The sequence below is a fragment of the Achromobacter ruhlandii genome, from assembly GCF_002082135.1.
GTDB lineage: Bacteria > Pseudomonadota > Gammaproteobacteria > Burkholderiales > Burkholderiaceae_B > Achromobacter > Achromobacter ruhlandii.
The window spans coordinates 3,128,541-3,146,183 of sequence record NZ_CP017433.1 but is presented as its reverse complement, the minus strand read 5'-3'; the positions used below and the strand labels follow the sequence as shown (position 1 = coordinate 3,146,183).

The window sequence follows — 17,643 nt, the reverse complement described above, 5'->3', positions numbered from 1 at the left end:
GAAGCCTTGCTCCTCGCCGGCCTCGCCTGCCTCGCCAGACACACTGCTGGACAATACGGTGCTGGCACTGCCATTCAGATTGCCACCAAGGTTCGGCGTACGGCTGTTCCCTCCCCGACCGCCCGGGCCGCCCACGGACGCGGCGCCGCCGCCGCCGCTCCCGCCCGAAGTCAGGTCGTTACCGTACAAGAAGCCCCCTATTCCGCCGGCGGCGGAGCCGGAGTTGCCGCCATTGGCGCCCGCGCCGGCAGCAGTCGACGGCGTCGCACCGGCGCCGCCGCCGCCGCCATCGACGGGCGTGGTCGGCAGGACGCCGCCCTGGCCGCCGCCGCCGCCACCGCCGCCGCTCGCCAGTCCTCCCGCCCCGCCGCCGCCGCCATTGCCGTAGCTGGCGTTGGCGCCGGTACCGCCCTGGCCGCCGGCGGTGGCGATGTCGCCGGGGGCGGCGAGCGCGGGCAATGGCGCCGTGGTGGAAAGGATGGCGATCGGCAATACCAGTCGATGGATGGCGTTGTTCTTCATATTGCGCGAGCGTTGGGGGCATGCGGCGGATCGATCCGCGGCCGCCACGTTGGAGGATGTGCGCCTGACAGCGCGCCGGGGCACCGGCGCCAAGGTCATCAAATCGATGCCGATTGTAAAAGCTGGGCGGCAACCCTGGCGAAATGTTGCAGTTGTGGATTTCCCCATGGCCGGCGGCGCGCGCCTGTCCAGGCGTTGCCGCCGCATTTGCGGTCCTTGCAGGGGAACAACGCCTGGCCCGAGGCGCGCGGGTTCAAGCCGACGGTGCCATAATCCTGCGCTCCGGCGGCACACTCCACCGCATCCCGCATCAGGTCGCTCATGCCCTCTCCTTGTCCGCTTCATGCCGTGCTGGACGCCGTGCCGCGCCGCTATCGCGTGGCAGGCGACGCCGCCGCCGACGTGGCGGCTGGCCACGCGGCGTCATTGGCGCAAGTCATCGGCCGCCTGCAAGCCACGCTGGCGGCCGGCCAGGAACCGGACCCGTCGCTGCGCGATGCCTTCGTCGTCTCGCTCGACGGGCTCATCCGCGAGGCCCTGAGCCCGCGGGACGCAGACCCGGCGTTCCAGGCCGCGGTGCTGGCCTATCGCCTTCCCGTGGTGCGCGAGTACCTGGCTCTCGATGGCGGGGCGGCGGCCGACCGGCGCAGAGTCCGGGCCGTGGTTGACGCATGGGCGCATCCCGGCAAGCCCGCGCGCCTGGCGCCCGGCGATGCGAGCACCCAGCTCGCGCAATTGCACGCGGCGGCCAGGGCGGCGGACTGGTGGCGGGTGACCGAACTGGCGCGGAACCTGCCGCTGCTGGCAGAGGTGGCCATCATTGACGACCTGGCTTCGGCCTTGCGCGCCCTGGACGCCGATCCGGCCTTGGCCCGATTGTGCCGGATCGAAACCCTGGCGCGCGATCCGCAGGTAAGCCGCTATCGATCGCTGCGCGCCCAACTCGGCCCGCGCGCCGGCAGCGACGAGGCCAGCGCCCAGGCCCGGCTCGCCCGGCAACGCGGCGTCATGGTGGAAACGTTGGCGGCGCGCGCGCTGGAGGCCGTCGCGGCTTACCTGGACCGATTGGAGGCAGCCGCCACGGCGGGCGATGCCCCGCGCTATCGTGTCGTGACTTCGCTACGCGTGCCAGCCGGCCTGGCGGCCGAGGCGGATCGGGCCAAGTCCGAATGGGACGCGGTGCTGCTCAGGCGCGTCGACCCGGCGCAGGCGACGGCGGTCCGCGCGCAGGCAGGCGCCACGGCGACGCCCGCCGATCCGGCGGCGCTTTGGGATATCTGCCTGGTGATCGAAGCCAAGGCCTCGGTCGAGGCGGCCACCACCGACCTGCCGCGTTTGCTGCGCGGGCTGCGCCTGCTGGCGAGCGCGCGGCCGGATCAGGCATATGCGTTCTCCACCCAGCAAGGCAGGGTCCAGGTGCGGGGGGCATCGCTGGCGGCATTGCCGGTCACGGAAGCGGCGCTGGCCGAGCGGGTGCTGTACTGCAGCGACGCGCCTGCCGATGCCCCGCATGCCGGGCTGCACGCGGCCAGCCGGACACAGTTGCTGTCCGCGCCCTCCTGCCTGGCCTATGCCGCCGCCTTGAGCGAAGGCCGGCCGGTGGACCCGGACGATCTGGCGCCGCTCTGGCAGGCGTTGTGGCACGATGCCCGTTGGCGGCCGGCGCTGAATCTGGCCGCCACGCGTCAGTTGGCGCGATCCTTGATGGTGCATCCGGACGACCTGGTGGCGACCGTGGCGCGCCTGTCCAGGCCAGCGGGCGCGTCAGCTTGAGCGCGCCCGGGGCGAGAACCCGGCATAGCGTCTCGCGGCGGCCGGCGTGCCGCGCCACGATGACCTGCGATGCGCCGCAACCAGGGCGTGGCATGCAGAACGCTCATCAGCGCGTACATGACGGGCATGCGGTCGAGCCAGGCGGCGCCCTCCCCGCCACACAGCCCCGGGATGGCGCCGGCGCCGCGCACGGTGCCCCACAGTGCCATCAGCGCGAAGATTGGCGTGGCGGCCAGGCAGAGGCCGTCCGCGACGGCGGCGATGCGTGCCCGGACACGGGCGGCGGCACGGCCGCCAGCACCGGTCGCCGCCCGGCTCGCGGCGCCGCTCATGGCCGGCCGCTTCCGGCCGCCGCCACATCGCCGTATTCGTCGCGCCGGCGCAGCCACAATCCGCTTTCGTTGCGGCCCCGGGGCGCGCGGTCGAGCCAGGCATACATGCCCCAGATCGCGTCGGTGCCGCGCGAATAGGTGGAATACGTGTGGTAGACCACGCCGTCCTCCAGCACGAACGCGCTCAGGCCTTCCCGTTCACGCAGGTAGGTGGGCAGGTCGGTGCCGGTGGTGCCGGCCCAGCTCACGAATTCGGCCGGCGGCGCCGCGGCCGTCGCCATTTTCATCGCCGGGTCGTCGCGGCGGAAGTTGTACTCCGCGCCGGCCTGCTGCTGCGCCGGGGTGAACGAGGCGTGGAAATCGAAGTTGAAATCGCTGTCCGCCGACGAGGCCCAGGGAAACGTCCATCCCATCCGCCGCTGGTAGGCCTGCAGCGTTGCCAGCGGCGCGCGCGATACCGCCCACAACATGACATCGTGATGGGCCAGGTGCGTGACGATGCCGTTGAAGCCATCGGCGATCGACGAGCAGGACGGGCAGCCGGCCTGATAATCCGGACCGAACATGAAGTGATAGATCAGCAGCTGCGAGCGTCCCTGGAACAGATCCGCCAGGGTGGCGGCGCCGCCACCGGTGTCGAAACGGTACGACTTGTCCAGGCGGACCCAGGGCAGCGCCTGGCGTTGCCGCGCCACCTCGTCGCTGCTGCGCGTCAGGCGCTTTTCCGCCTCCAGCAGCTGGCGGCGGGCCGTCAGCCATTCATCGCGGGTCGCGATCTCGTGTGTCGCCATGATGGGCTCCTCGGTAAAGGGGGGATGCGCATGCGGTCCGCGGCATGCGACGCGTTGGTCTGGGTGACATAGTGCGGTCGCGCGGCCTGGGGCGGGGAGTAACAATGCTGGCGCGATTGCGGACGACCCCGCCTCGGCGCGCCGTGGGCGGGATCGGGCACAATGCGGTTTTTGCCCGGCCTTCGCATGCGCCCTTCCGCCCCGCCCTCCGCTGCCGCGCTGCCCGCCGTGCCAGCGCGGCCGGTCGCGCCGCTGGACCCGTCGTCGCTGGACGCGGCGACCGAGGCCGCGGTGCGCGCCCTGTTGCGCGAAGGCAGTTCGGCCAATACCGAAGCCGCCTACCGCACCGCCATGCGCTACTGGGCGGCCTGGTATGCCCTGCGTTTCGGCCAGCCGCTGACGCTGCCGGTCGCGGCGCCCGCGGTGATGCAATTCGTGGTTGACCATCTGCGGGTCCAGGGCGCCGACGGCCTGCATCACGGCCTGCCGGAGCCGATCGACCAACAACTGGTGGCGCAGGGCGTCAAGGCGCGGCCCGGGCCGCTGTCCTTGAATACCGTGCTGCACCGGGTGGCGGTGCTGTCCAAGGCGCACGCCCTGCAGGAACTGATCAACCCCTGCCGCCACGAGCAGGTGGCGACGCTGCTGTCGCGCGCCCGGCGCGCCTATGCCCGGCGCGGCGAGCTGCCCGCGAAAAAGCCGGCGCTGACCCGCGCGCCGTTGCAGGCGCTGCTGGACACCTGCGATGACTCGCTCGAAGGCTTGCGCGACCGCGCCCTGCTGCTGTTTGCCTGGGCCAGCGGCGGGCGGCGGCGCTCGGAGGTGGTGCGCGCCACCACGGCCAATACGCTGCGCACGCCGCAAGGCTATCTCTATGCGCTGGCGCATTCCAAGACCAACCAGGGCGGCGCGGCGCACGCCGACAATATCAAGCCCATCGTCGGCGCCGCCGCGGCCGCGCTCGACGCCTGGCTGGCGGCGGCCGGGATCAGCGAGGGCCCGCTGTTCCGCCGGGTGCGGCGCGGCGGCGTGGTGGGCGAACCGCTGGCCGCCGCCGCGGTGCGCGACATTGTGGTCAAGCGCAGCCGGCTGGCGGGGCTGGCCGAACCGTTTTCGGCCCACAGCCTGCGGTCGGGCTTCGTCACCGAGGCCGGGCGCCAGAACGTGCCACTGGCGGAAACCATGGCCATGACGGGACATGCCAGTGTCGCCACCGTGATGGGCTATCACCGCGCCGGCGCCGCCACGCAGTCGCGCGCGGCGCGATTGCTGGAGAACGGCGAAGAGACGCCGCCGGACGCCTGAACCGGCCTCGCGCGCCGGCCGATCCGCCGGGGACCGCGGGCGGGCACGCCCCGTTTCGGCTCTGACGCGCACTTGAATACAATGGCGGCTGCCGGCGCCAGGGCGCGCCGCGCGTGCCCCGAGGTCCAAGCCTGCTGTGTCTTCCCTGCGAATCAATCTGCGCGGCCTGGTGCTCGCGCTCACGGTGTTCAGTGCCGTTGCCGCCACCGCCAATGCCCTGTATGCCAGCTACCGGCTGCAGCGCGAACAACTCATCGCCAACACCTTGGAAGCCAATCGCGTCTACGCGGCCAAGCTTGCCGAAAGCGCCGGCGATTTTCTCAAGGCGGCGCAGCGTCAGCTGGGCTACAGCGCGCGCCACATCGCCGGCAACATGGACGCGCCGGCCGTGCTGGCGGCCGAAGTGCTGCGGGTGCAGGAGCAGAGCGACAGCTTCAATTCCGTCGGCGTGGTGGGCGCCGACGGCCTCATCCTGGCCACCACGCAGAACTTCCGCACTTTCCTGGGCACCCGGGTCGATACCCCGGGCAGTCGCGTCGCGCTGCGGTCGCGTCATCCGGAAATCAGCAAGCCCTACGTATCGATCGCGGGCAACCTGATGATCAACCTGTCCTATCCGATCATCGCCGCCGATGGCCGGTTCCTGGGCTATGTGGCCGGCAGCCTGCATCTGCGCAAGGCGAGCCCGCTGGAGGACATGCTGGGGCGTCATCCCTATACCGACGGTTCCTATCTGTACGTGGTGGATGGAGACGGACGGCTGATCTATCACGCCGACCCGGACCGGATCGGCGAGGTGGTGACGGGCAACCCGGTGATCGACGCGGTGGTCGAGGGCCAGGCCGGCGCCCGGCGCCTGGTCAATTCGCGCGGCGTGGACATGCTGGCCGGCTATGCCCCGGTGCCCAGCAGCGGCTGGGGCGTGGTGGCCCAGCGCCCCACCGCCGTGACGCTCACCCCGCTTGACGGCCTGCTGTGGGCGCTGCTCGGCTATGCCGCGCCGCTGGCCGTGGTGTTCCTGCTGGCGATCTGGTGGTGCGCGCGGCAGATTTCGCTGCCGCTGTCGCAACTGGCCACCAACGTCGAACACCACGACGTGGCGGTGGCGATGCAGCGCGTCAAATCCGTCAGGGCCTGGTATTTCGAGGCTGAACGCCTCAAGCGCGCGGTGATCTGGAGCTTTACCAGCCTGCAGGACAAGATCGGCAAGCTCAACCTGGCCAGCATCACGGATCCCCTCACCGGACTGCGCAACCGACGCGGCACCCAGGATGCGGTGGATCATCTGCAGACCAGCGGCACGGCGTTCTCGGTGGTGGCGCTGGACATCGATCACTTCAAGCGCGTCAATGACACCTATGGCCACACCGTGGGCGACCAAGTGATCCAGGGCGTGGCCCAGCTGATGCGCGACGGCTCGCGTCCCGGCGACATCCTGTGCCGCAACGGCGGCGAGGAGTTCCTGATTCTGTTGCCCGAGGTGGGGCCGAACGAGGCGGTGATCGTGGCCGAGCGGCTGCGTCAGCGCATCGCCGATCGCGACATCGACCGGGTGGGCGGCGTCACCGTGTCGGCCGGCGTGGCGCAGTGGCCGACCTGTGGACCGGACGTGACGCAGGCATTCCACGCCGCCGACGCCGCGCTCTACAGCGCCAAGCAGCAGGGCCGCAACCGGGTGGTGCTGCACGCCGCTTCGTAGCGGCGCGCCGCTACGGCGAGGTCAGCAGCGCGCGGTAGTGGCTGGCCACGGCCGCCGCCAGCAGGCCGCCGATCACGGCCACGTGCTCCAGGGCAAAGAACAGCGCCAGCCTGCCCTGGGTGCCGGGCAGTTGCCAGAAGGCGTGCACGATCACAATGGTCAGCAGCAGGAACAGGCCCAGCGCGGCCGCCGCCAGCCACATGGCGCGGTCGGCGAGGATCAGCGCCGCGCCGGCCAGCATCAACACGGCCACCGCGCTATTGAACAGCCACGCCGGGTGCAGGCCGGCGGCGCGCATTTCGGCCATGCCGCCAGAAAAATCGATCAGCTTGGCGGCGCCGGATGACAGAAAAAGCGTCGCCAGGCACAGCCGGGCGATGAACCAGAGCCAGCTGCTCCCCAATAGCGATTCGATGAACTGCGGTGTCTGCATGCGTGTGTTCCTGATAGGCGGACGCGCCCGCCCGAGCCGTTCGGGATAGTGCTCCGGGTTGCCAAATGGGGCGCGACGGACTATAAAACCTCAACCTAACTTGAGGTCAACACCATGACGGCGGACAAGCCGATCGATATCACCCGCGTCATGACCGTGGGCGAAGTGGCGCGGCGCAGCGGCGTGCCGGTTTCCACGATCCACTTCTATGAGTCCAAGGGGCTGATCCACAGCTCGCGCAGTGACGGCAACCAGCGGCGCTTTCCCGGCATCGTGCTGCGCTACATCGCCATCATCAAGGTGGCGCAACGCACCGGCATTCCGCTGGAAGAGATCCGCGAGGCCATGGCCCGCTTTCCGCAGGACAGCCACAAGCTCACTCCGGCGCAATGGAAAGCGCTGTCATCGCAGTGGCGCGCCAACCTGGACGAACGCATCCGCAAGCTGACCCGGCTGCGCGATGAGCTGGACAGCTGCATCGGTTGCGGCTGCCTGTCGCTGCGGGACTGTCCGTTACGCAATCCCGACGACGTGCTGGGCCGCGATGGGCCGGGTCCACGCATCCTGGAACGTCCCTAGCGCGCCGGCCGGCGGTGGCGCCCGGCGCGGCCTCGCCCGCGCGGCCTGGCGCGACCGGATCGGAGATAAAGCGCATTAATTTCGGTTAGTTGCGCAACCGCTTGTGTTCGATTGCAATAGTGTTGCGGACGCCGCGAAGATAAGCACACGCAGGCGTCCCGGCCGGGTTTCAGGCCCTGTAATTACAGTATCCTGCGCGCACAGACACATCGCATCAGGCCGGTTCACCCGTATGCTGTGCAGTAGATTTTCGATTAAGTCGCTCGAGCGCTATTTCCTGATACTGGCGGCCGGCGTATTGCTGCCGATGTCGGTCCTGACCGCGATCCTGCTTATCCAGAGCCGCGCCGCCTACGTCGCCACCTCCGACGCCCTGCAGGCGTTCAAGGTGGTGCGGGCCACGGTCATCGCCATGGAAATGGTCTCGGCCGAACGCGGTCCGATGAACGCCGCGCTGGGCGCCGACCATCCCGTCAGCCAGCGCCTGCGCGATGCGCTGCAGGCGGCGCGCGAGCGCAGCGACACCCGCATCGCCGACCTGCTGGCCCTCTATCGCGCCCCGCTGCGCCCGGACAGCGCCCGGGAATTCACCAACATCCAGCGCATCCGCTACGCCCTGCTCAAGGCGCGCGAAGATGCCGATGCCCTGATCGCGTCGCCGCGCGCCGAGATGTCGGGCCAGCACGTGCTCGACGTGGTCGACGGCATGGTGGCGCTGGTGCCCGAACTGCAGATGGCCATGGCCGACAGTGTCGGCGTGGTGATGCAACACGAGCTTGACGCGCCCCAGCTGCTGACGCCGGCGCTGCTGGCCAGCGACCTGCGCGAACAGGCCGGCCTGCTGGGTTCGACCTTCACGCCCGCGCTGGCCAAGCAGCGGCGCCTGACCGAAGCGGATCAGTTCCGCATGGAGCGCGTGCTGGGCCGCATCGACCAGTTGCGCGACCTGCTGGACGCGCGGCTGGCCCCAAGGCCGGATCTGCGCGCCTCGCAGCTCTATTCGGAGATGCGAACCCTGTATTTCGGCGAAGCGCTGCGCTATCTGGAGCGGGTGCGCGACACCGCCGCGCGGCGGCCGGAAGGGGCCGATGTCACGGCGGCCGAGCTGGCGGCGACCTATGTGCCGCTGATGCAGGCCATCACCCAGTTCCGCGATCTGATGCTGGACGAAATGGAACAACGCATTCACGCGCATCGCGCCGAGGCGATCCGCCTGCTGCTCACCACCCTGTTCGCGGCCGCCGCGCTGGCGGCCGCGCTGATGCTGGCGCTGCGACAATTCCGGCGGCGCGTGATCCGGCCGTTCGTGCAGGCCACCCGCATCATCGGCGCCATCGCCGACGGCGCGCAAGTCGCATCCATTCCGGTGGGCAAGTACCGCGGCGAAGTCGACGGCATGTTCACGGCATTGAGCGTGCTCAAGGACAATGCCGCGGCGCGCCGTCAGGTCGAACGGGAACGCGACCGCCTGATCGTCGACCTGGCGGTCATGGCCGAGACCGACTTCCTGACCGGCCTGCTCAACCGCCGCGCCTTCGAGAATCGCTTCGAGCAGACGCTGGCACAGTGGCGCGGCGAGCACGCCGTGCTGGCGTTCATCCTGTTCGATATCGATGATTTCAAGGGCATCAACGACACCTACGGCCATGCCAGCGGCGATGCGGCGCTGAAGATCGTGGCGGATCTGTGCCGCCAGACCTGGCGCCGCGGCGATGTGGCGGCCCGTGTCGGCGGCGAGGAATTCGCGGTGCTCTGCCACGCGCCGACATCCGGCCACGCGATCGAGATGGCCGAGCGCATGCGTGTGCGCATCGCCCAGGCCAGGGTGGCGGCCGAAGACGGCACGGTGTTCGCGTTGACGGCCAGCTTCGGCGTCGCCTGTGTGGCATGGCACCACGCCGCGGCGGCCGACACCCTGTTCCGGCGCGCCGACGAGCTGCTGTACCGCGCCAAGACCGAAGGCAAGAACCGCGTGGTGCTCGGCGATATCACTTGAAACTGGCCGAGGCCCATAAAAAAACGCCGCATCGTTGATCGATGCGGCGTTCGTGCTTCGGGTTGGCGCGGGTCAGGCGGGAACACTGGCTGCGCTGCGTTCCTGCGCCGGTTCGGCAGGCGCCGGATGCGATGTGGTTTCAGGATCCGGACGGGTGTCGGGTGCCTTCCAGTTCAGCGGCGGAATCTCGAAGCGCGTCTTCTTGCTGATCGGTTGGGACATGTGCGTACTCCTGTGTGCGGTGTGGGCCTGCCCCGCGCAGGCGCACGACTCGGGTAACCAGCGCGCCCGGGATGCCGGCGGAAATGCGGGAAAAGCATCAGGAACGGGCGCCAGGGGCGTTGCCCTGGGACGTCGGGCATGGGGTGCGGCGGCGTGCCGCCAATCGGCGGTGCAGCACGGGGCTGCATGCGGGGCGCGGTAAAAAATGCCAGATTGTTGCGCGACGAAGAAATCATTTTAGTCCTAATTGGACGATATTGCAAGCAATTTGAAGGCTGGTTATGTATCCGGATGGTGCAGGCGAAGGGGGCGGCGGCCGCGTTCATCGCCGGATCGCGCGCCGGTCGATCCTACGCGTAAAGGATTGACACCCGAGAACGATCGTTCTAGCATGCCTCCATTCATCATATAGAACGATCATTCTCCATGCCCTCCCCGACGCTCCCTTCCGCCGACGACGTGCGCCAGCGCCTGCTGCGGACCACCGAAAACCTGATCTACGCCGGCGGCATCCACGCCACCGGAATGGATCTCATCGTCAAGACCTCGGGCGTGGCGCGCAAGCGCGTGTATCAGTTCTACCCGAACAAAGACGCGCTGGTGGCCGCCGCCCTGCGGGCGCGCGACGAACGCTGGATGCAATGGTTCGTCGCGGCGACTTCGCGCGCGGCCGAACCCCGCGCGCGCCTGCTGTCCATGTTCGACGCCCTGCGCGAGTGGTTCGCGTCCGACGATTTCCGCGGCTGCGCTTTTCTCAACGCCGCCGGCGAGATCGGCGACGAGGCCAGCCCGGTGCTGGCTGTCTCGCGCGAACACAAGGCGCGCCTGCTGGACTACGTGCGCACGCTGACGCGCGCCGCCGCGCTGCCGGACCCTGACGATGCCGCCGACCAGTGGCTGGTGCTGATCGACGGCGCCATCGCCGTGGCGCTGGTGGCGCGCGATCCCGCCATCGCTGACAGCGCGCGGCGGGCCGCCGCGATCTTGCTGAGGTAAGGCGCGCGTCCCTTTTCTTCCCCCACCAACGAGGCATCCGCGATGACATCGACCCCCGCCACCCGCCCTCCTCTTCCTCCGTTCACGCACGCCAGCGCGGTGCAGAAGGTCCGCCTGGCCGAGGACGGCTGGAACAGCCGCGACCCCGACAAGGTCGCGCTGGCCTACAGCCTGGACACGCGCTGGCGCAATCGCGCCGAGTTCGTCCGCAACCGCGACGAGGCGCGCGACTTCCTGGCCCGCAAGTGGGCCAGGGAACTGGAGTACCGGCTGATCAAGGAACTATGGGCCTTTGGCGGCAACCGCATCGCGGTGCGCTATGCCTACGAATGGCACGATGATTCCGGCAACTGGTTCCGCTCGTATGGCAACGAGAACTGGGAATTCGGCGAGGACGGCCTGATGACCCAGCGGCATGCCTGCATCAATGACCTGCCGATCCTGGAAGCCGAACGCAAGTTCCGCTGGCCGCTGGGGCGCCGGCCGGACGACCATCCCGGCCTGTCGGATCTGGGCCTGTAGGCTCCGCCGGCCCGCGCGGCGTCAGGGCAGCGTCACGCGCTTGATGCCGTCGTCCCCGTCGCCGATGGCGTAACCGTGCGCCGCGTAATGTGGCCACAAGGAGGATGGCGGAACGTGGCCCATGGTGTGGCGCAATGAAAGCCTCGCAAGCTGCATATCGGTCTTTCGCGGGAGGTTTTCATGCGCGATTCTGCTTAGGGATTTCCCGCCCTCTTCCCCGGGCGCTCCGTCTCGCGACGGGATTTTTTCGCCTTCATGAAAGGTGATCGGAAGTTTGGATTCTTAGACTCCCGCATTCATTGGAATGTCAGCTTTTATTCAGACAGAAGTCAGTTCGAATGAAAGCCACAACAAAGGGAGGAATGAATCCAATGCAATCCAAACGCAGCGTCATCAAGCGCGAGGCGTGGGCCGCGGGCACGATGATCGTGCTCGGCCTGGGCGCCATCGCGCAGGCATCCACTTACAACATCGGCAGCCTGGCCCGCATGGGGCCGGGCATGTTCCCCGCCATTCTCGGCGTGCTGCTGGTCCTGCTGGGCCTGATCATCGCGCGCACGGCTTTTTCCGCGCCGGACGTGGAAGAGGAAGCCGAAGACATCCCCCCGCCTGAATGGCGCGGCTGGGGCTGCATCATCGGCGGCCTGATGGCCTTCATCCTGCTGGGCAAGTACGGCGGTCTGGTGCCCGCCACGTTCGCACTGGTCTTCATCGCGGCCATGGGCGACCGCCAGCACACCGTGCGCAGCGCCGCCCTGTTGGCCGTGGGCGTGACCATTCTCGGCATCGCCGTCTTCTCGTGGGCGCTGCAGCTGCAGTTTCCGCTGTTCCGCTGGGGTTGATCGATGGAAATTCTCAATAACCTGATGCATGGCTTCTCGGTCGCTTTCGCGCTCGACAACCTGCTGTGGGCTGTGTTCGGCGTGTTCATGGGCAACCTGATCGGCGTGCTGCCGGGCATGGGCGTGCTGGCCGCCATCTCGATCCTGCTGCCGCTGACCTACACCATGACCCCGACCGCCGCGCTGGTGATGCTGTCGGGCATCTACTACGGCTCGCAATACGGCGGCGGCATCACCTCGATCATGCTGAACCTGCCGGGCACCGCTTCGCACGCCGTGGCCTGCCTGGACGGTAATCCGCTGGCGCGCAACGGCAAGGCCGGCTCGGCGCTGTTCATGCTGATGTTCTCGTCGTTCTGCGGCGCGTCCGTCGGCATCCTGGCGATGATCCTGTTCTCGCCGCTGCTGGTCGACGTGGCCTTCAAGTTCGGCCCGGCCGAATATTTCTCGATGATGATGCTGGGCCTGCTGGCCGGCGCCACGCTGGCCAAGGGCTCGGCGATCAAGGGCGTGGCGATGGTGGTGGTCGGCCTGCTGCTGGGCGTGATCGGCACCGACGTCAACACCGGCACCATGCGCTTTCACTTCGGCATCCTCGAACTGAGCGACGGCCTGCAGATCGTGGCGCTGGCCATGGGCCTGTTCGGCGTGGCCGACTTCCTCAAGAACATCAACCAGATCGGCGGCGACGCCAAGGTCACCAGCACCAAGGTCAGCATGAAATCGATGCGGCCCGAGGCCGGCGACATCAAGCAGTCGCGCGGCGCCCTGGTGCGCGGCACCGCCATCGGCGCGGCCTTCGGCATCCTGCCGGGCACCGGCCCGACCATCGCCTCGTTCATTTCGTACGCGGTGGAAAAGAAAGTGGCGCGCGAGCCGCGCCGCTTCGGCCGCGGCGCCATCGAGGGCATCGCCGGCCCCGAGGCCGCCACCAGCGCCTCGACCCAGACCAGCTTCATCCCCACCATGAGCCTGGGCATTCCGGGCGACCCGGTGATGGCGCTGATGCTGGGCGCGCTGATCATCCACGGCATCCAGCCCGGTCCGCAGATGATGGTCGAGCACGCCGACATGTTCTGGGGGCTGATCGCCAGCTTCTGGGTCGGCAACGTGCTGCTGTTGCTGCTGAACCTGCCGCTGATCGGCATGTGGGTGCGGCTGTTGACGGTGCCGTTCCGCTACCTGTTCCCGGCGGCGCTGTTCTTCGTCTGCGTCGGCGTCTACAGCACCAACAACAACCTGTTCGACGTCGGCATGGTGACCTTGTTCGGGGCGGCGGGCTATGCGCTGATCCGGTTGCGCTTCGAACCGGCGCCGCTGCTGCTGGGCTTCGTGCTCGGGCCGATGGTGGAAGAGAACTTCCGCCGCGCCCTGCTGTTGTCGCGCGGCGACCTGTCGATCTTCGTGACGCGGCCGATCAGCCTGGGCTTCGTGCTGGCCTGCGTGATGCTGATCGCGTTGCTGCTGGTGTCGGCCGTGCGCCACAAGCACAAGGCGCGGGCGGCCTTGCAGCAATCCCGTTCGGCGGCCTGATCCGCGCCGGGCGCCATGGACAGCCGCCCGCGGGCGGCTGTTTTTCGTGGCGCGCCCGATGCCCGCCTACGCGTCGGAGGGGGTGCCCGGCGCCGCGCGATGGCCGTCGATATGGCCCAGCGGCCGGCCCGGATCGAGCCGGTCGCGCACCCGCTGCTTGAGCACCTTGGCTTCCGGAAAGCCGCCGTCGCGCTTGCGGTCCCATACCAGCTCGCCGTCATAGGTGATCTGGAAGATGCCGCCGGTGCCGGGCTGCAGCACCACCTCGCCCAGGTCGGTGGAGAACGTGGACAGCAGCTCCTGCGCCATCCAGCCGGCGCGCAGCAGCCATTGGCACTGCGTGCAATAAAGGATGACGATGCGGGGACGATGGGCGGCGGGCGGGGTGGCGGTCTGCATGGCGCGGATCATTCTACGCCAGCCGGGTACGCGCGGCGCGTGTCGCCAGTCGTGGATAATGTCAGGTTTTCCCGGGCGCGCGGTGCGCCCTGAGTCCGCCAATGAAGTCTGCATTACCCGCGCGAAGCCAACGGTGGCTGATCGGCCTCCTGATGGGCCTGGTCACCCTGACACCGATGGGCATCGACATCTACCTGCCTTCGCTGCCCGCCATGGCGGCCGGCTTCGGCCAGCCGATCAGCGCGCTGCAGGCCAGCATCACCCTCTTCATCTTCTCGGTCGGCGTCGGCCAGATCCTGATCGGCCCGCTGGCCGACCGCTACGGCCGCCGGCCGGTGGCGCTGGGCGGCGCGCTGGCCTACCTGGCCGGGTCGGCGCTGGGCGCCGCGGCCAATACGCTGGAGCTGTTCTACGCGGCCCGCGTAATCCAGGGCCTGGGCGCGTGCTCGGCGTCGCTGGTGGCCTTCGCGGCGGTGCGCGACCGTTTCAGCCCGGCGGTCGGGGCGCGTGTCTACAGCTATCTGAACGGCGCGTTGTGCACGGTGCCAGCCCTGGCGCCGATGCTGGGCGGCGCGCTGGCGGTGCATGCCGGCTGGCGCAGCACCTTCGTCTTCATGGTGCTGTTCGCACTGGCGCTGGCCGCGTTGCTGGCGTGGCGTTTCACCGAAACCCGCGAGGCCGCGCCGGCGCGCGGCACGCCCCTGTACAGCCTGCGCCGCTACACGCCCATTGCGGCCAGCGGCCGCTTCCTTTACTTCGCCATTTTCGGCATGGCCGGCATGGCCATGATCCTGGTGTTCGTGTCGGCCGCGCCGGTGGTGCTGGTGCAGCAGCTCGGCTATTCGGAGCTGGGGTTTTCCGCCTGGTTTGGCGGCAACGCCGCCATCAACATCGCGGCGTTCTTCCTGGCGCCGGTGTTCATTGCGCGCTTCGGCCGCTATGCCATGCTGCGGGTCGGCATGATGGCGCTGCTGGCGGCCGCGCTGATGCACCTGGCCGCCTGGTGCTGGGCGCCCGCGGCCGCGTGGATCTTCATGCTGCCGGTGGCGGTGCTGACGGTCGGCTTTTCGCTGGCGCTGGGCTCGGCGTTGAGCCTGGCGCTGGAACCCTTCGCCGAGCGCGCCGGCACCGCCGCCGCGGTCTACGGGCTGTTCCAGATGAGCGGTTCGGCCGTCATTGCCACCGCGCTGCTGGACCAGGGCGTGGCGCCCCAAGCCGCCATGGGCCTGATCGGCGTGGTGATCGTGGGGCCGCTGCTGTGCCTGTCGGGCGTCATGGGCCGGCGCGTCGCCGCGTCTTCGCACTGAGCGCCCGCGCCCGGCCCGCGCCGCCTGGCGTGGTTCAGGCCGCCGCCCGCGGCGCGCTCGACAGGTGCATCAACAGCGCGCCGCCGGCAATCAGCGCCGCGCCCGCCAGGCGGCCGGGATTGAGCGCGCTAGCGCTGAAGCCCACCAGCGCATAGCGGTCCAGCAGCAACGCCGCCAGCATCTGGCCGGCGATCACCGCCGCCAGGAAGGCGCCCGCGCCCAAGCGCGGCGCCAGCATCAGCGCTGCCGTGATGTAGAACACGCCCGCCAGCCCGCCGGTCCAGCCCCACCACGGCAGCCGCCCGATCTCGGCGAAGCTGGGCGCCGGCACGCGCAGCACGGCCATCACTGCCATGGCCGCGATGGCGCTGATCGCCAGCGAGGCCATGGTGGCCCACAGCGGATGGCCCAGGTTCCGCCCCAGGGCGGCATTCGCGCCGGCCTGGATCGGCACCAGCGCGCCAGCCAGGATGGCGGCGGGAACAGCGTAGAAGGTCGAGGAATTCATGGTGCGGCTCCGATTCAAGAAGGATTGGCGTTATTCTCTTATTCATAATCCATTGAATCCAATTCGATTTTTGTCTATTGAACATGCGGCCAACGAATAACCTACGGGCCATCGACCTGAATCTGCTCGTGGTGCTGGATGCCTTGCTGCATGAGCGCCACCTGACTCGCGCGGCCGCCCGGCTGCCCATGAGCCAGCCGGCCATGAGTCACGCGCTGGCGCGCCTGCGGTTGTTGCTGGAGGATCCGCTGTTCCATCGCACCCGCGGCGGCCTGCGGCCCACGCCGCATGCGCTGGCGCTGGAGGCGCCGCTGCGCGAGGTGTTGGCGCAGGTGCGCCGCCTGCTGGCGGGCGCGGTGTTCGAGCCGGGGGCCAGCCGGCGCGTCTTCCGGCTGGCGATGTCCGACTACGGCGCCAGCGTGGCGCTGCCGCCGTTGATGCGATGCCTGCGGCGCGACGCGCCCGGCATCGACCTGGAGATCAGCTATGCCAGCCGCAGCGGCATGATCGCCGGCGTGGCCGACGGCCAGCTCGATCTGGCGCTGGCGGTGTTCGGCGAAACCCCGGCCGATATCCGCCGCGCCGTGCTGTTCCATGAGGGATTCGTCTGCGCCGCCGACGCGGGCCAGGGCGTGCCCGCCACGCTCGACGGCTATCTGGCGCGGCCGCACGTGCTGGTGGCCGCCAGCCAGGACCAGCGCGCGGCGGAAGTGGATGCCGCGCTGGCGCGGCTGGGCCATGCGCGCCGCGTCGCGCTGCGCCTGCCGCATTGGACGGCGGCGCCGGCGGCACTGGCGGGCACCGACCTGGTGTTGACGGTGGCGCGGCGCACGCTCGACCCCGCGCCGCCGGGCGTGGCCGTGGCGCCGGTGCCCTTCCCCATCGCGCCGCTGGCGTTCGAAATGATCTGGCACGAACGCGCCGATGGCGACGCGGGCCTGGGGTGGTTGCGCGGCCTGTTGAGCCAGGTGCTGGCCTGATCGGCGCTTGCCGCGTCGGCGCCGGGCCTGCGCGCCGACGCGGCATTGGCCTACTATCGAGGCATGCCCCCCCTTTGACGGAGATGTCATGGCCCTCGATTCCACAACGCGCGAACCTGTACTGGAGCGCAGCCTGAGCGACGGCGTCGCGACGCTGCGGCTGAACCGTCCGGCGCAATTCAATGCCCTGTCCGAAGGCCTGCTGGACGCGCTGCGCGCCGAGATCGACATCCTGGCGCGCGAGCCATCCCTGCGCTGCGTGGTGCTGGAAGCCGCCGGCCGCGCCTTCTGCGCGGGCCACGACCTGCGCGAGATGCGCAGCCAACCGTCGTTCGACTATTACCTGGCGCTGTTCCGCAAGTGCGGCGGCGTAATGCAGGGCCTGCAGGCCTTGCCGGTGCCGGTCATCGCCAAGGTGCGCGGCATCGCCACCGCGGCGGGCTGCCAACTGGTGGCCAGTTGCGACCTGGCGGTGGCCGCCGACGATGCGCGTTTCGCCGTGTCCGGCATCAACGCCGGCCTGTTCTGCTCGACCCCGGCCGTGGCGCTCAGCCGCAACATATCGGCCAAGCGCGCTTTCGAGATGCTGGTCACCGCCCGCTTCATCGACGCGCCGCAGGCGCGCGACTGGGGCCTGCTGAACGACGTCGCGCCCGCCGGCGAACTGGACGCGCGCGTGCGGGCGCTGGTCGAGGTCATCGTGGCCAAGAGTCCCGCCGCGATCCGCTACGGCAAGCGCATGTTCTACGCCCAGCGCCAGATGCCGCAGGCGTTGGCCTATGACTATGCGGCTGAAGTAATGGCGCGCAACATGATGGAAGAAGACGCCGCCGAGGGCATCGATGCCTTCCTGCAAAAGCGCGCGCCGCGCTGGCGCCGGTGACGTGGGCCGATGACCGCGCCC

At 69.3% G+C, this 17,643-nt stretch carries 18 protein-coding genes and 1 pseudogene; 12 read left to right on the top strand and 7 right to left on the bottom strand.

The features are described 5' to 3' along the window. Both AruCF_RS29510 and AruCF_RS29180 read right to left on the bottom strand, forming a co-directional pair. Positions 1 to 522: pseudogene (locus tag AruCF_RS29510) on the bottom strand (hypothetical protein); the annotation flags it as partial. A 98-nt stretch (positions 523 to 620) separates the two neighbouring features. Continuing rightward, on the bottom strand, positions 621 to 845 hold the full coding sequence (locus AruCF_RS29180) for a hypothetical protein (RefSeq protein ID WP_144419129.1): 225 nt from the start codon (positions 843 to 845) through the stop codon (positions 621 to 623). Between the two features lie 25 nt (positions 846 to 870). Here AruCF_RS29180 and AruCF_RS29175 point away from each other — a divergent pair, with 25 nt between their 5' ends. Then, entirely contained in the window at positions 871 to 2,295 is a 1,425-nt protein-coding gene (locus AruCF_RS29175; protein WP_082878713.1) for a hypothetical protein, read from the top strand. 328 nt (positions 2,296 to 2,623) lie between these two features. On the opposite strand, the gene AruCF_RS14125 is transcribed toward AruCF_RS29175, so the two are convergent. Beyond that, positions 2,624 to 3,418, bottom strand: coding sequence for a DUF899 domain-containing protein (locus AruCF_RS14125; RefSeq protein WP_049073638.1), 795 nt, complete (start codon positions 3,416 to 3,418; stop codon positions 2,624 to 2,626). 186 nt (positions 3,419 to 3,604) lie between these two features. Between AruCF_RS14125 and AruCF_RS14120 the strand changes: the two genes are divergently transcribed. Both AruCF_RS14120 and AruCF_RS14115 read left to right on the top strand, forming a co-directional pair. Beyond that, positions 3,605 to 4,723, top strand: a complete 1,119-nt coding sequence (locus AruCF_RS14120; RefSeq protein WP_235432652.1) for a tyrosine-type recombinase/integrase — start codon at positions 3,605 to 3,607, stop codon at positions 4,721 to 4,723. A 136-nt stretch (positions 4,724 to 4,859) separates the two neighbouring features. Beyond that, the gene (locus AruCF_RS14115) at positions 4,860 to 6,422 is read left to right on the top strand and encodes a sensor domain-containing diguanylate cyclase (RefSeq protein WP_049073636.1); all 1,563 of its coding nucleotides are present in this window, start codon (positions 4,860 to 4,862) and stop codon (positions 6,420 to 6,422) included. Between the two features lie 10 nt (positions 6,423 to 6,432). Here the strand turns inward: AruCF_RS14115 and AruCF_RS14110 are convergent, their stop codons facing one another. Then, positions 6,433 to 6,855, bottom strand: a complete 423-nt coding sequence (locus tag AruCF_RS14110; protein ID WP_049073635.1) for a DoxX family protein — start codon at positions 6,853 to 6,855, stop codon at positions 6,433 to 6,435. A gap of 114 nt (positions 6,856 to 6,969) precedes the next feature. Between AruCF_RS14110 and soxR the strand changes: the two genes are divergently transcribed. Continuing rightward, positions 6,970 to 7,434, top strand: coding sequence for a redox-sensitive transcriptional activator SoxR (gene soxR, locus AruCF_RS14105; RefSeq protein WP_049073633.1), 465 nt, complete (start codon positions 6,970 to 6,972; stop codon positions 7,432 to 7,434). A 232-nt stretch (positions 7,435 to 7,666) separates the two neighbouring features. Next, complete coding sequence (locus tag AruCF_RS14100; RefSeq protein ID WP_083036792.1) at positions 7,667 to 9,430, top strand: GGDEF domain-containing protein; 1,764 nt, start codon at positions 7,667 to 7,669, stop codon at positions 9,428 to 9,430. 72 nt (positions 9,431 to 9,502) lie between these two features. Here AruCF_RS14100 and AruCF_RS29170 read toward each other — a convergent pair whose 3' ends face one another. Then, a complete protein-coding gene (locus tag AruCF_RS29170; RefSeq protein ID WP_156326874.1) occupies positions 9,503 to 9,652 on the bottom strand; it encodes a hypothetical protein in 150 nt (49 codons plus the stop codon). Positions 9,653 to 10,078: 426 nt separating this feature from the next. Here AruCF_RS29170 and AruCF_RS14095 point away from each other — a divergent pair, with 426 nt between their 5' ends. The 4 genes from AruCF_RS14095 to AruCF_RS14080 all read left to right on the top strand — a co-directional run bounded on the left by AruCF_RS14095 (position 10,079) and on the right by AruCF_RS14080 (position 13,545). Continuing rightward, a complete protein-coding gene (locus AruCF_RS14095) occupies positions 10,079 to 10,648 on the top strand; it encodes a TetR/AcrR family transcriptional regulator (RefSeq protein WP_049073630.1) in 570 nt (189 codons plus the stop codon). A 42-nt stretch (positions 10,649 to 10,690) separates the two neighbouring features. After that, a complete protein-coding gene (locus AruCF_RS14090; protein WP_049073628.1) occupies positions 10,691 to 11,170 on the top strand; it encodes a nuclear transport factor 2 family protein in 480 nt (159 codons plus the stop codon). A gap of 371 nt (positions 11,171 to 11,541) precedes the next feature. Further along, a complete protein-coding gene (locus AruCF_RS14085) occupies positions 11,542 to 12,012 on the top strand; it encodes a tripartite tricarboxylate transporter TctB family protein (protein WP_049073626.1) in 471 nt (156 codons plus the stop codon). A gap of 3 nt (positions 12,013 to 12,015) precedes the next feature. Then, positions 12,016 to 13,545: a tripartite tricarboxylate transporter permease gene (locus tag AruCF_RS14080; protein WP_049073624.1), complete on the top strand. Its 1,530-nt coding sequence runs from the start codon at positions 12,016 to 12,018 to the stop codon at positions 13,543 to 13,545. A gap of 66 nt (positions 13,546 to 13,611) precedes the next feature. Here AruCF_RS14080 and AruCF_RS14075 read toward each other — a convergent pair whose 3' ends face one another. Then, the gene (locus tag AruCF_RS14075; protein ID WP_049077789.1) at positions 13,612 to 13,944 is read right to left on the bottom strand and encodes an Rdx family protein; all 333 of its coding nucleotides are present in this window, start codon (positions 13,942 to 13,944) and stop codon (positions 13,612 to 13,614) included. Positions 13,945 to 14,045: 101 nt separating this feature from the next. Here AruCF_RS14075 and AruCF_RS14070 point away from each other — a divergent pair, with 101 nt between their 5' ends. Further along, the gene (locus tag AruCF_RS14070; protein WP_049073623.1) at positions 14,046 to 15,251 is read left to right on the top strand and encodes a multidrug effflux MFS transporter; all 1,206 of its coding nucleotides are present in this window, start codon (positions 14,046 to 14,048) and stop codon (positions 15,249 to 15,251) included. Positions 15,252 to 15,285: 34 nt separating this feature from the next. Here AruCF_RS14070 and AruCF_RS14065 read toward each other — a convergent pair whose 3' ends face one another. Next, positions 15,286 to 15,759 carry a DMT family transporter gene (locus AruCF_RS14065; protein WP_049073621.1) on the bottom strand — a complete coding sequence of 158 codons (474 nt, stop codon included), beginning with the start codon at positions 15,757 to 15,759 and terminating at the stop codon, positions 15,286 to 15,288. Between the two features lie 83 nt (positions 15,760 to 15,842). Between AruCF_RS14065 and AruCF_RS14060 the strand changes: the two genes are divergently transcribed. Together AruCF_RS14060 and AruCF_RS14055 are read left to right on the top strand one after the other, a co-directional pair. After that, a complete protein-coding gene (locus AruCF_RS14060; RefSeq protein ID WP_083036790.1) occupies positions 15,843 to 16,739 on the top strand; it encodes a LysR family transcriptional regulator in 897 nt (298 codons plus the stop codon). An 88-nt stretch (positions 16,740 to 16,827) separates the two neighbouring features. Then, positions 16,828 to 17,622, top strand: coding sequence for an enoyl-CoA hydratase (locus tag AruCF_RS14055; RefSeq protein WP_049073618.1), 795 nt, complete (start codon positions 16,828 to 16,830; stop codon positions 17,620 to 17,622). Positions 17,623 to 17,643 lie beyond the last annotated feature (21 nt).